Raw genomic sequence first — 12,335 nt, forward strand, 5'->3', positions numbered from 1 at the left:
TTAGATCAGCCCGCTTTCCACCAGACTTCGATAATGCTCGCCCAATACAGTCAGCTCGCAGGCTTTGCTGCCCATCGCTGCGTGCCACATATGCGGTGCATCGACGGGGCGCACGAGGTTGACCCTCACATACCGTTGGAGCACCGCGAATATCGCGGTTTTCTCCGGGTCCGGCGGTGGAATGGAGGGGTCGTTCTTCTGCTCCTCCGACCGCTCGGGCTCAAATGCCGGATCGAGAGGGAATTGGTAAGTGGCGGTCGGAAAATGCTTCGCCAGCGCCTGAAGATCGGTCAGCGCGATCGGGGGTGCCGCCTTGCGCAGCGACACGAAGGTTTTGACATTCGTCTTGAACACCGGGCGCTGCTTCCACGGCCCAAGCGACTGGTCGATATGAGCATAGACGCTGCCCGGCGTGACGTCGCCCAGCAGGTTGGCGGCGGCGCCGCCGAGCGCGTCGACGAACAGGCTGGTGAACACGCCGGCACCGCCCCCTTCGACCTCCATCGCATATTGCTCGGCGGTGGACGCTGTGAGGATGGTCATGCCGTCGCGGATTTCCGCAGCGGGATGGGTGGGACGTTCCCCGGCAGCGCCACTATGGCAGCTATCGAGGATGATGATCTTGTTCTTCGCCCCGGAATTGGCAGCGAGCGTCATGATGTCTGAAAGCGGCAGGCCATCGTCGCCGCTGCGGCTGTCGCTGGTGCAGAGGTAGCCGCCGGTGTCCTCGATGAAGCCATGCCCGGCGAAGTAGAACAGGGCGATGTCCGCGTCGTCGGCATAGAGTTCGCGGACAGCCGCCTTCAGCTCCTCGCGATCGACCAGATCGCCGGGACCGGTGCCGGTCAGGAGCTTAGGTGTAGCGAAGTTGACGGTGCCGTCGGCGTGGCGCTCGAGCATGGCCTTCACCGAGTGCGCGTCGTTCACGCACCCGCTGAGGTTCCCGATTTTCTCGTAATGGTCGATACCGACGATCAGGGCCTTGCGCACCGTCGCCTCCGGCTCAGAGTGAATCGATGAAGTTGGTGATGTTGGCGTCGCTCCAGGCAACGGTGCTGACGCCCGCGATCGAGGCGCGATCATCCTTATAGGCGTAGATGCCTTGGATCGGCTTGCCCTCTTCCTGGGCGCACTGGATTTCCCACTTCTGGCCCGTCGAGGCTGCCGAGTTCTTGCTGACCAGAACGATCACACCATGCGAGCGCTTGATCCGCGTGCGGACACGATCCTTCCAGTCTTTGTCGTATGGCTCCTTCACCGACATATCGATAAACTCGAATGGCTGCCGCGGATGGAGCGACTGCCCTTTGAGGAAGTCACGCTGCCGTTCATCCTCGATGGCGAACGCGATGAAGAGCACTTTCTTATCAGCCATTTCCAACATCCTCCATTATGGTTCTATTTCGATAATGAATCAGCGAACGCCCGACGACTTTAAGCATGAGCTGCAAGCTCTGGATACCGCCCATGCTCAAAACGAAGCTGCACGCGACAGCTTTGTTGCACTTGCACACACGGCGCTATTTGCCGCTTCTGTGTCATTTGTAGGAAGCGCGGTTCCGCTTGCCAAGGCGGTGTGGCCGTATGCCTTGGTTGCCGGATGGGCGATCGATGTTTTGGGGCTTCTTGCCCTGACGGTGAGCTTCGCGACGGCGCGTAAGGCGGTCGATGCGCGGCGAGCTGCCCTCTACGACGATATCCCGCCGGTAGCGGCTTGGTCCGAACGTCTCAACGGGTTCGCGCTATGGTCATTTCCCGCCGCTCTTCTATGTTTGTTCTCTTTTGTCACAGCGAACGTGGTCAGTATCAATGAGCGAGAAGCCAGCCCCTCCGCCAGCACCGCCGCCATCCCGATCGGGCGGATCGAGGGGGATAGCGCCGCCGCCACGCGCGCCGTTGCCGCCGGGGGGCGTGTCGCAGCCTCAAACGGGCGTTGTTCCGGCGCCACGGGCTCCGGTCGCCCCACCACCGCCGCCGCCGCCTCCGGCGCCTGCCAAGAAGTAGGTTGCGGCGCACCGCGCAGATAGGTGTGCCACGTGGCACACCTCATCGTCGTGTAAGGCGATCCAGTTCGGCGTGGGTTCGGGCGGTGCGCGCTGCGCCACGATTGGCCGATAGGGCGCATAGCGCGGCAAAGGCGACGAGGCCGCATCCGATCAGCGTGAAGGTGCGCGCGTCCCCGTCATCGCCCGACAGGAAGACCGCTCCCAAGCCGATGACGAGCAGGATCAGGCTGAAGCAGATCTCCGTCGCGACGCTGGCGAGCGGGGTGGGAAGGTCGCGCAAGCGGATGCCCCGCGTCTGATTATGCCAGTCGCGGACCAGCATGGGGCAGTCCGGAATGGGCTCGCATACGGCACGAACGCGGTCGCCGACGGCCAAGGCGATATAGTCGCTCGCGCACAGCTTGAGCGTGTGGCCGTTGACCTCGAACAGCATCGCGAACTCGCGGGAGGTATTCACGAAGGTATGCGTCTCCGCGCGGGTCAGGCCGGTCCGGTGGATCGTATCACCGGGATGCGAAATGGGCACGGCGGGGTCTGCGCGGTGGGTCGTGTGTTGGGTCACGCTTACGTCGGTCGTGTCGTGAAAACCGATGATATACGAGACCGGCCCTTCGATGGCGACGAACCGTTGCTGCTTCCTCATAGCCAACGTCCTTGCAAGGCTGCGTCAAACTCGACGGCCAGCGTGACGGCGCCGGCGACCAGCGCGGCGAGCGCGAACAGCGCGAGCCGCGCCCGGATGCCGGGGCGCAAGTCGTGCGTGATGGCGATGGCGGCCCCGATCGCCACCCCGAGGATCAGCGCTGGCCCCAGCTCGTAGAGGACCAGGCCGGGAAGGCGGTTGGGGAGCAGGTAGGGGAAAGCACGGATGAGGCGACCGGCCAGGACGGCGCCGACGACAAGGGACAGCGCCATGCCCCAACGGCCGATCAGGACGGCGGCGGGAGAACCGCGCTCAAGCATTGGAGCGGTTCCCCGCATGAGCAACGCCTGCCCGCGAGGGCGGCCCTTTGTGGCCTAGTCTGATCGTCACCCGCACGGGCGGAAACCCGGCGACGGGGTTCCGCGGAGCGGCGTGGCACACGCCAGCGCAGTAGAGCACGGGCCGGCGGCAGGCCTCGCTTACTGCTTGATCGTCCCTAGGGTCAGGACCCATTGATGTGGGAGGCGCGATCTGATTCAGGCTCCGTGAGGAGAGAGTGGATGAGCGACCTGTACTGGCTGACGGATGAGCAGATGGCGCGTCTGCAACCGTTCTTTCCCAAGAGCCATGGCAAGCCTCGGGTCGATGATCGGCGGGTGCTCAGCGGCATCATTTTCGTCAATCGCAACGGGCTACGCTGGTGTGATGCACCGAAGGACTATGGGCCGCACAAGACGCTCTACAATCGCTGGAAGCGGTGGAGCGAGAGGGGTATTTTCCTGCGAATGATGGAAGGTCTCGCGGCAGCGGAGGCCGTGCCGAAGACCGTCATGATCGACGCGACCTACCTGAAGGCACACCGCACGGCATCGAGTCTGCGGGTAAAAAAGGGGATCTCGGCCGTCTGATCGGCCGCACGAAAGGCGGCATGAACACCAAACTGCACGCCGTCAGCGATGCGGACGGGCGGCCCTTGAGCTTCTTCATGACCGCCGGGCAGGTCAGCGACTACACCGGCGCGGCAGCCTTGCTCGACGATCTGCCGAAAGCACAGTGGCTGCTTGGCGACCGTGGTTATGATGCCGATTGGTTCAGAGACGCCCTGGAAGCCAAAGGCATCCAGCCCTGCATCCCGGGCCGCAGATCGCGCAACGAGCCGGTCAGATACGACAAGCGCCGCTACCGGCGCCGCAGCCGCATCGAGATCATGTTCGGCCGTCTGAAGGATTGGCGCCGCGTCGCAACTCGCTACGACCGCTGCCCAACCGTCTTCTTCTCTGCCGTCGCCCTCGCGGCCACCGTCATCTTCTGGCTATGACCAATGAGTCCTGACCCTAAGACGGGTCAGGCGATCCGCATGGGATCGGCGTCGGAGAACGGCACGGAGGTCGTCGTCGGCACCGCGGTGATGCGGATCGGACAGAACAGCCGCAACGTCGCGACCGCGGTCGCCGATCGGTTGAAGTCGATCAACGCCTCGCTGCCACCCGACGTAGTGGTGCAGCCGGTCCTCGATCGCACAGCCCTGGTCAATTCCACCATCAAGACGGTGGCGAAGAATCTCGGCGAAGGCGCACTGCTCGTCATCGTCGTGCTGTTCCTGTTGCTCGGCAACTTCCGCGCCGCGCTGATCGCCGCGGCGGTCATCCCGGTCACGATGATGCTGACCGGGTTCGGAATGTTACGGCTGGGGGTTTCGGCGAACCTCATGTCGCTCGGCGCGCTGGACTTCGGGCTGATCGTCGATGGTGCCGTCATCATCGTCGAGAATGCGTTGCGGCGTCTCGCCGAGCAACAGCATCACGAAGGTCGCCTGCTGAGCGTCAAGGAGCGGTTGGAGGCGGTCGCGACCGCGGCGCGCGAGATGATCCGTCCGTCCGTGTACGGGCAGGCAATCATCATCCTCGTCTATGTGCCCTTGCTGACGCTGACCGGCGTCGAGGGCAAGACGTTCGTGCCGATGGCGCTCACCGTCATCATCGCGCTGCTGTTCGCGTTCGTCCTGTCGCTGACCTTCGTGCCTGCGGCGATCGCCATCTGGCTGTCGCGGAGGGTGAACGAGGAGGACGGGCGGATCATCTCGTGGCTGAAGCAGCGCTACGAACCGGGCCTTGAGAAGGCGATGAAGCGACCGTCGATCACCATCGGCGCCGGCGTCGTCAGCCTCGTCGCCGCGGCGCTTGCCTTCACGACGCTGGGACAGGTGTTCCTCCCCCAGCTCGACGAGGGCGACCTGCTCATCCAGGCGCTGCGCATTCCGGCGACATCGGTGCAGCAGAGCCAGGCGATGCAGGTGCCGATCGAGCGCATGGTCTCGAAGCAACCCGAGGTGCGGTTCGTCTTCTCCAAGACGGGCACGGCCGAGCTGGCTTCGGACCCGATGCCGCCCAACGCGACCGACATGTTCGTCATCCTGAAGCCGCATGCGGAATGGCCCGACCCCAAACTGGAGAAGGCCGCGCTGGTCGAGCGGCTGGAGACGAAGCTCGCGCAGTTCCCGGGCAACGCCTATGAGATCACGCAGCCAATCCAGATGCGGTTCAACGAGCTGATCGCCGGCGTGCGCGGCGACATCGCGGTGAAGGTGTTCGGCGACGACTTCGCCTCCATGAACCGCACCGCCGAACAGATCGCCGGCATCCTTCGCCGGACGCAAGGAGCGGCTGACGTGAAGGTCGAACAGACGACGGGACTTCCCATGCTCGACATTCGCGTCAACCGCGACGCGATGGCACGGGTCGGCGTCACCGCGCAGGATGTGCAGGACACCATCACCGCCACGCTCGGCGGTCGCGAGTCCGGCATGATCTTCGAGGGAGACCGGCGCTTTCCGGTGGTCATCCGCCTGTCGGACGCCGAGCGCGCCGACCTGGGGCTGCTCGAACAGGTGCAGGTGCCGGTCGCCGGCGGTGGCTATGTGCCGCTGTCCAGCGTCGCCGATATCGGCGTCGTCGACGGGCCGAACCAGATCAGCCGCGAGAACGGCAAGCGCCGCGTCGTCGTCCAGGCGAACGTCCGCGGACGCGACGTCGGCAGCGTGGTCGCGGATGCGCAGGCGGCGGTCGCCGGCGTGCGCCTGCCGGCGGGCAGCTATCTCGAATGGGGCGGCCAGTTCGAGAATCTCGAATCCGCCAGCCAGCGGCTCAAACTCGTGGTGCCGGCGTGCTTCGTGCTGATCCTGCTGCTCCTCTACGGGGCCTTGGGATCGGTACGCGATGCGGCGATCGTCTTCACCGGCGTGCCCTTCGCGCTGGTGGGAGGCGTGCTGCTGCTGTTCGTTCGCGGCATGGACTTCTCGATCTCGGCCGCGGTGGGATTCATCGCATTGTCGGGTATCGCGGTCCTCAACGGCCTCGTCATGGTTAGTTCGGTGCAGGAGCTGATCCGGTCGGGCATGGACCGGGCCGAAGCGGCGCGGACGGGCGCGCTCCAGCGATTGCGCCCGGTCGTCATGACCGCGCTGGTCGCCAGTCTCGGCTTCGTACCGATGGCATTCGCCAGCGGAGCCGGCGCGGAAGTGCAGAAGCCGCTCGCGACCGTCGTCATCGGCGGCCTGATCTCGGCGACGCTGCTGACGCTGTTCGTGCTGCCGACGCTTTACGCCCGGTTCGGGCAGCAAGCGGTCAAGGTCGACGACGCGGATAGGGCGGACGACGGCGCGCCGCTGCCGCAACCCGCATGATCGCGTCTGGCAGGGGGGACTGACGATGGCGGCGCTCAAGTTCGCACTGATCCCCATGATCGCGATCATGATCGGCGCGCTTCTCGCCGGGTGGCGCACACCCGGCGAGAGGCTGGTCGCCGCCATGCAGCACCTTGCAGCCGGCGTCGTATTTGCCGCGGCGGCGACCGAAATCCTGCCGCTGGTGATGCACGGGGGATCGCCGGCTGCGACGCTGATCGGCGGTGCGATCGGCGTCGCGGTAATGCTGGGCCTCAAGGCGGCGGAAGGCCGGTTTGACGGCCCCGTGGCGCTGCTCGCCGCGATCGGGCTCGATCTTGCTATTGACGGCCTGGTTCTGGGTCTGGCCTTCATCGCCGGCGAGAAGGCGGGCACGTTGCTGGCGGTCGCGCTGACGCTCGAAGTGCTGTTCCTGGCCCTGACGCTCACCAATGATCTGACGAGCCGGTATCGCAAGATGAAGGCGATCGGCCTAACCTGCGCGCTTGCGCTGCTGGTGCCGATCGGCGCACTCGTCGTGCAGCCCGTGGCGCTGCTGTCGCCGGTGTGGATCACGGGATTCCTGAGTTTCGGCCTGATGGCGCTGCTCTACCTCGTCACCGAGGAGCTGCTGGTCGAGGCGCACGAGAAACCGGACTCTCCGCTCATCAGCGCGATGTTCTTCGTCGGCTTTCTCGCACTGCTGCTCATCGAGGAGATCGCGATGTGACCGGCCTGACCTTGAGCGGTGTCGATGTGCGCCGCGATCCATCCCGTAAGGAGAAGAAAATGTCGATCACCACGGCGCGATGGTCCTTTCTGGCCGCTGCGATTGCCCTGTCTGCGTGTTCCGGCGGCAAGCCGGCGGGCCAGTTCGGATCGAACGAGTCCGGTGCGACCGATGCCATCCACGGATCGAGCGCACGGCACGGCCGGCATGGCGATGCCGTCGACCGGCGATCCTGATACCGACTTCCTTCGGGGCATGATCCCGCACCATGAAGGTGCGGTCGATATGGCTCGCGCCGAGCTTGCCAACGGCACCGATCCGAAGGTGCGCGCGATGGCGGAGGAGGTGATCCGGACCCAACAGGCCGAAATCGTGAAGATGCAGGCCTGGCTCGCCGAACGGCAAGCCACAAAGAAGGGGACGCGATAATGGCACACGATCACGGCGAAGCCGGGCACAGCCACGACCATACGGCCGGCGCCAACGCCAAGATGCTCAGATGGGCGCTTGCCCTGACGGCGACCTATCTCGTGGCAGAGGTGGTCGGCGCCTTCGTGTTCAACAGCCTCGCGCTGCTGTCCGACGCAGCCCATATGATGACCGACGTCGCCGGTCTGGTCATCGCGTTGATGGCGATCCATCTCGGCAAGAAGGCTGCCGACGACAAGCGGACGTTCGGCTACAAACGACTGGAAATCCTCGCCGCGACCTTCAATGCGATCCTGCTGTTCGTCGTCGCCATGTATATCCTTTACGAGGCGATCCAGCGCTTCCGCGAGCCGCAGTCGATTCAGTCGACCGGCATGTTGATCGTCGCGGTCATTGGCCTCGTCGTGAACTTCGTATCGATGCGTCTGCTGACCGCCGGCAAGGACGAAAGCTTCAACGTCAAAGGCGCCTACCTGGAAGTATGGGCCGACATGATCGGCTCGGTCGGCGTCATCCTTGGTGCCCTCGCGATACGGTTCACGGGCTGGACGTGGGTCGATCCAGTCATCGCCATCGGCATCGGCCTGTGGGTGCTGCCGCGCACCTGGGTTCTGCTCAAGGGAACGATCAACGTGCTGCTGGAAGGTGTCCCCGGCGGGTTGAAGCTGCCGGAGATCCGTTCAACGATCGCCGCCATTCCGGGTGTCGCCGGCGTTCATGACCTGCACGTCTGGTCGATGGCTTCGGACGAGATCAATTGCACCGCCCATGTGACGCTCGGCGAGGGCGTCGATCCCGATAGCGTCAGGGTTGCAGTGACCAGAACACTCGACGAGAGGTTCGGGATCGAACATTCGACGATCCAGACCGAAGCGCCATCGCAAGCCTGTGAGGATGACCAGCACCTTCATCGCTAGCCATCTCGGCGATCGAAAGTCACAACCGGTATGCTCTATGTCGTCATCAAGGCAATGATCTCCGGTGCGATTATCGCGGCGGTTTCGGAGATCGCCAAGCGCAGTCCCGGCGTCGGCGCACTTGTCGCATCGTTGCCGTTAGTCTCTGTGCTGGGAATGATCTGGCTGTGGCGCGACACCCAAGATCGGGTGCTGATGGCGTCTCACGCCGGGGCGACTTTCTGGTTCGTGCTGCCATCGTTACCGATGTTCCTGCTGATCCCCGCGTTGCTCGGGCGCAACGTACCATTCTGGCTAGCGCTGGGCGCGGGGTGCCTCCTTACCATCCTGCTCTATCTCGGCCTGGTATGCCTTGGTCCACGCCTCGGCCTGCGGTTATAGGCCATCAGCGCAGGTCTCCCGCAATGTTGAGAGGCAACGCACACTAGACCAACGCCATATATCCGCTATGCTGGATATATGGAAAACGACTCGGCTATCACTGCGCTGGGCGCACTCGCACAGGGCACCCGCCTCGACGTGTTCCGCCTGCTGGTGCGGCACGAACCGGACGGCATGGCCGCAGGCGATATCGCCCGCCAGCTCGACGTGCCGCAGAACACCATGTCGGCGCATCTCGGAATCCTCGCCCGTGCGGGTCTGGTCCGCTCCGAACGGCATAGCCGCTCGATCATCTACCGTGCCGATCTGGACGGCCTGCGCGCGCTGACGCTGTTCCTCGTCAAGGATTGCTGCGCCGGCAATGCGGAGCTGTGCGCGCCGCTCGTCGCCGAACTCGCCCCCTGCTGCTGAAAGGACATCCCGTGGCCGTCGATATCGTCATCTATCACAACCCCGAGTGCGGCACGTCGCGCAACACGCTGGCGATGATCCGCAATGCCGGCATCGAGCCGCATGTGGTCGAATATCTGAAAACCCCACCCGCACGCGCGCTGCTAGTCGAGTTGATCGACCGCGCCGGCATGAGGCCGCGTGAGCTGCTGCGCGAGAAGGGGACGCCCTATGCCGATTTGGGCCTGGGCGACACGTCGCTGTCCGACGACGCGCTGGTGGATGCGATGATGGCGCATCCGATCCTCATCAACCGGCCGCTGGTTGTCTCGCCGCTCGGCGTGAAGCTCTGTCGGCCGTCCGATGCCGTGCTTGATCTGCTGCCAAGCGATCAGCTCGGCGCGTTCGCGAAGGAAGACGGGGAGAAGGTGGTCGATGCTTCGGGCCAGCGCGTCGCCTGATGCTCCTTGCCGTCCTGATCTTCGTCGCGACGATCGCGCTCGTCATCTGGCAACCCAAGGGACTCGGCATCGGGTGGAGCGCGATGGGCGGGGCCGTCGTGGCGCTGCTCGCGGGGGTGGTCACGCTGTCCGACGTGCCGGTGGTGTGGGGCATCGTCTGGAATGCGACCGCTGCGTTCGTCGCGATCATCGTCATCAGCCTGCTGCTCGATGAAGCCGGGTTCTTCGAATGGGCCGCGCTCCACGTCGCCCGCTGGGGCCGGGGGCATGGTCGTCGGCTGTTCGTCCTGATCGTGCTGCTCGGCGCGGCGGTATCCGCGCTGTTCGCCAACGACGGCGCGGCGCTGATCCTGACGCCGATCGTCATCGCCATGCTGCGGGCGCTCGGCTTCAAGGACAAGGCGACGCTGGCGTTCGTCATGGCCGCCGGGTTCATCGCCGACACCGCCAGCCTGCCGCTGGTCGTGTCGAACCTCGTCAACATCGTGTCGGCCGATTTCTTCAAGATCGGGTTCGGCGAATACGCGGCCGTGATGGTACCGGTCGACCTCGTGTCGATCGCCGCGACGCTGGGCGCGCTGCTGCTGTTCTTCCGGCGCGACATACCGACCGACTATGACGTGGGAGCGCTGCGCGCGCCGCGCGACGCGATCCGCGATGCCGCGACCTTCCGCGCCGGATGGATCGTTCTCGCGCTGCTGCTCGCCGGCTTCTTCCTGCTCGAACCGCTCGGCGTGCCGGTCAGCGCCGTGGCCGCTGCCGGCGCGATCCTGCTGCTGGTGATCGCGGGGCGGGGCCAGGTGATCTCAACGGCCAAGGTGCTGCGCGGCGCACCCTGGCAGGTCGTGATCTTCTCGCTCGGCATGTATCTCGTCGTCTACGGCCTGCGGAACGCCGGCCTGACCGATCATCTGGCGGCGCTGCTCGATCGCACGGCGCAAGGGGGCGTGTGGGGCGCGGCGCTGGGTACGGGCGTGATCGCGGCCGTCCTGTCGTCGGTGATGAACAACATGCCGACCGTGCTGGTAGGCGCGCTCTCGATCGACGCCACCCACGCCACGGGCGCGATCAGGGAAGCGATGATCTACGCCAACGTGATCGGCTGCGATCTCGGCCCCAAGCTGACGCCGATCGGTTCGCTCGCGACGCTGCTGTGGCTCCACGTCCTTGGACAGAAGGGCGTGCGGATCGGATGGGGCTATTACTTCCGTGTTGGCGTCACGCTCACCGTGCCGGTGTTGCTCATCACGCTCGCGGCGCTCGCGATCCGGATCAGCCTCGCGTGATGGGACTGACCATCACGACACTCGAACCCGCCGAGCTGGCCGGGTTGGCATGGTTCCTCAACGCTGCGAGCCTACCGAGCGCCGACCTCGCCGACCCTGGCCGCCTGTTCTTCCGGTTCGAGGCCGATAGCCTCGTCGGCTATGGCGGCCTGGAGGGGGAAGGGGCTGACCGCCTGCTCCGCTCGATCGTCATCCTTGCCGATCGCCGCGGGCATGGCCTGGGGCGGGCGTTGGTCGCCACCCTCGAACGACAGGCGCGCGACTTCGGGGTGCGTCGCCTCCATCTGCTGACGACGACGGCCGCGCCATTCTTCCGGGCGCTTGGCTATGCCGACGCAGATCGCGGCGCTGCTCCCCCGGCCGTCGCCGCATCGCGCGAGTTTACCGCGCTATGCCCGGCGTCGGCCGCCTATCTCGTGAAAGCTCTCTGATGCCGCTCCGCACGCTTGCCGATCCCGATACCCTGCCGGCACTCGATCCCGCCTATGCCATCCAGCGGCCGGCGCTGGGGCTTGGCCCGCTCGATTCCGCGCCGCGTATCCTTCTGCTCTATGGTTCGCTGCGCGAACGGTCCTTCTCCCGGCTGTGTGTCGAGGAAGCGGCGCGCCTGCTCCGGTTCTTCGGCTGCGAGACGCGCATCTTCGATCCATCGGCCCTGCCGCTGCCCGACCAACATGCCGGCGACGACCATCCGGCCGTCCATGAGCTGCGCGAGCTGTCTCTATGGTCGGAGGGTCAGGTGTGGTGCAGCCCGGAACGTCACGGGCAGATCACCGGCATCATGAAATTGCAGATCGACCATCTGCCGCTGTCGATGGGCGGGATGCGCCCGACGCAGGGGCGGACGCTCGCGGTCATGCAGGTGTCGGCCGGATCGCAGTCGTTCAACAGCGTCAACACGCTGCGCGTGCTGGGTCGCTGGATGCGGATGGTGACGATCCCGAACCAGTCGAGCGTCGCCAAGGCGTTCAATGAGTTCGATGACGACGGACGGATGAAGCCATCGAGCTACTATGACCGGATCGTCGATGTGATGGAGGAGCTGGTGCGGTTCACGGTGCTGCTGCGCGCGCATACTGTGCAACTGGTCGATCGCTATTCAGAGCGAAAGGAAGCCGGGGTGCCGATCAATACTGCGATGGACCTGTCCAGCATCGCGATTGCGCCGTAGGTCTCACAACTGAACTGCCTAAAAGAATTGACTATTTCCGATGCTTGCGAAGTGATGAAGCTCTCGCCGCGCTGGCTCACTCGACCCAGCTCGAAGCCAAGCGAGGCCAATTAACAGCGTAAACCACGACCAGATTTTACATATATCAACACCAATTCGTGTCTTGTGTCCTAGTTTCAATGGTTTGCAGGCGATAAACCTGTCCATTGTGTTTCGCTCATAATTTGGACGATCAAGGGAGTTGGAAGTGCAAGACGCCG

General features: G+C 64.7%; 16 protein-coding genes and 1 pseudogene. 13 read left to right on the top strand and 4 right to left on the bottom strand.

Annotation, left to right across the window (positions count from 1 at the left end; genetic code table 11):
* Together ACFQ24_RS03645 and ACFQ24_RS03650 are read right to left on the bottom strand one after the other, a co-directional pair.
* Window positions 1-990, bottom strand: a complete 990-nt coding sequence (locus ACFQ24_RS03645; RefSeq protein WP_018251245.1) for a caspase family protein — start codon at window positions 988-990, stop codon at window positions 1-3.
* Window positions 991-1,003: 13 nt separating this feature from the next.
* Entirely contained in the window at window positions 1,004-1,375 is a 372-nt protein-coding gene (locus ACFQ24_RS03650; RefSeq protein ID WP_018251246.1) for a TIR domain-containing protein, read from the bottom strand.
* Here ACFQ24_RS03650 and ACFQ24_RS03655 point away from each other — a divergent pair.
* Window positions 1,350-2,027 carry a hypothetical protein gene (locus ACFQ24_RS03655; protein ID WP_125972932.1) on the top strand — a complete coding sequence of 226 codons (678 nt, stop codon included), beginning with the start codon at window positions 1,350-1,352 and terminating at the stop codon, window positions 2,025-2,027. The two genes, ACFQ24_RS03650 and ACFQ24_RS03655, sit on opposite strands and share 26 nt — an antisense overlap.
* Window positions 2,028-2,046: 19 nt before the next feature.
* Here ACFQ24_RS03655 and ACFQ24_RS03660 read toward each other — a convergent pair whose 3' ends face one another.
* Complete coding sequence (locus tag ACFQ24_RS03660) at window positions 2,047-2,649, bottom strand: hypothetical protein (RefSeq protein ID WP_018251247.1); 603 nt, start codon at window positions 2,647-2,649, stop codon at window positions 2,047-2,049.
* Entirely contained in the window at window positions 2,646-2,987 is a 342-nt protein-coding gene (locus tag ACFQ24_RS03665; RefSeq protein WP_380909102.1) for a hypothetical protein, read from the bottom strand. The genes ACFQ24_RS03660 and ACFQ24_RS03665 overlap by 4 nt, the downstream gene beginning before the upstream one ends.
* A 222-nt stretch (window positions 2,988-3,209) precedes the next feature.
* Between ACFQ24_RS03665 and ACFQ24_RS03670 the strand changes: the two genes are divergently transcribed.
* From ACFQ24_RS03670 to arsH, 12 genes and pseudogenes are all read left to right on the top strand, one after another.
* Window positions 3,210-3,967 (top strand): IS5 family transposase gene (locus ACFQ24_RS03670; RefSeq protein ID WP_096614366.1). Its coding sequence is split into 2 segments (ribosomal slippage): window positions 3,210-3,531 and window positions 3,531-3,967, totalling 759 coding nucleotides; the frame shifts between segments, so codons are not numbered across the junction.
* A gap of 18 nt (window positions 3,968-3,985) precedes the next feature.
* Window positions 3,986-6,331, top strand: a pseudogene (locus ACFQ24_RS03675) (efflux RND transporter permease subunit); the annotation flags it as partial.
* 25 nt (window positions 6,332-6,356) lie between these two features.
* On the top strand, window positions 6,357-7,040 hold the full coding sequence (locus tag ACFQ24_RS03680; protein WP_018251250.1) for a ZIP family metal transporter: 684 nt from the start codon (window positions 6,357-6,359) through the stop codon (window positions 7,038-7,040).
* A complete protein-coding gene (locus ACFQ24_RS03685) occupies window positions 7,037-7,276 on the top strand; it encodes a hypothetical protein (protein WP_018251251.1) in 240 nt (79 codons plus the stop codon). Before ACFQ24_RS03680 ends, ACFQ24_RS03685 begins: the two co-directional genes overlap by 4 nt.
* Window positions 7,212-7,469: a CopM family metallochaperone gene (gene copM, locus ACFQ24_RS03690; RefSeq protein WP_231376782.1), complete on the top strand. Its 258-nt coding sequence runs from the start codon at window positions 7,212-7,214 to the stop codon at window positions 7,467-7,469. Before ACFQ24_RS03685 ends, copM begins: the two co-directional genes overlap by 65 nt.
* Window positions 7,469-8,386 (top strand): cation diffusion facilitator family transporter, encoded by a 918-nt coding sequence (locus ACFQ24_RS03695; protein ID WP_018251253.1) that lies wholly within the window; start codon window positions 7,469-7,471, stop codon window positions 8,384-8,386. The genes copM and ACFQ24_RS03695 overlap by 1 nt, the downstream gene beginning before the upstream one ends.
* 30 nt (window positions 8,387-8,416) lie before the next feature.
* The gene (locus ACFQ24_RS03700; RefSeq protein ID WP_018251254.1) at window positions 8,417-8,767 is read left to right on the top strand and encodes a DUF3147 family protein; all 351 of its coding nucleotides are present in this window, start codon (window positions 8,417-8,419) and stop codon (window positions 8,765-8,767) included.
* A 78-nt stretch (window positions 8,768-8,845) separates the two neighbouring features.
* Window positions 8,846-9,178, top strand: coding sequence for an ArsR/SmtB family transcription factor (locus ACFQ24_RS03705; RefSeq protein ID WP_018251255.1), 333 nt, complete (start codon window positions 8,846-8,848; stop codon window positions 9,176-9,178).
* 11 nt (window positions 9,179-9,189) lie between these two features.
* Window positions 9,190-9,618, top strand: coding sequence for an arsenate reductase (glutaredoxin) (gene arsC, locus ACFQ24_RS03710; protein WP_018251256.1), 429 nt, complete (start codon window positions 9,190-9,192; stop codon window positions 9,616-9,618).
* A complete protein-coding gene (locus ACFQ24_RS03715; RefSeq protein ID WP_043061442.1) occupies window positions 9,618-10,904 on the top strand; it encodes an arsenic transporter in 1,287 nt (428 codons plus the stop codon). The genes arsC and ACFQ24_RS03715 overlap by 1 nt, the downstream gene beginning before the upstream one ends.
* Window positions 10,904-11,335: an arsenic resistance N-acetyltransferase ArsN2 gene (gene arsN2 / locus ACFQ24_RS03720; RefSeq protein WP_018251258.1), complete on the top strand. Its 432-nt coding sequence runs from the start codon at window positions 10,904-10,906 to the stop codon at window positions 11,333-11,335. Before ACFQ24_RS03715 ends, arsN2 begins: the two co-directional genes overlap by 1 nt.
* Window positions 11,335-12,075, top strand: a complete 741-nt coding sequence (gene arsH, locus ACFQ24_RS03725) for an arsenical resistance protein ArsH (RefSeq protein ID WP_018251259.1) — start codon at window positions 11,335-11,337, stop codon at window positions 12,073-12,075. Before arsN2 ends, arsH begins: the two co-directional genes overlap by 1 nt.
* Window positions 12,076-12,335 lie beyond the last annotated feature (260 nt).

This window comes from Sphingobium olei, from assembly GCF_042678845.1.
Classification (GTDB): Bacteria; Pseudomonadota; Alphaproteobacteria; order Sphingomonadales; family Sphingomonadaceae; genus Sphingobium; species Sphingobium olei.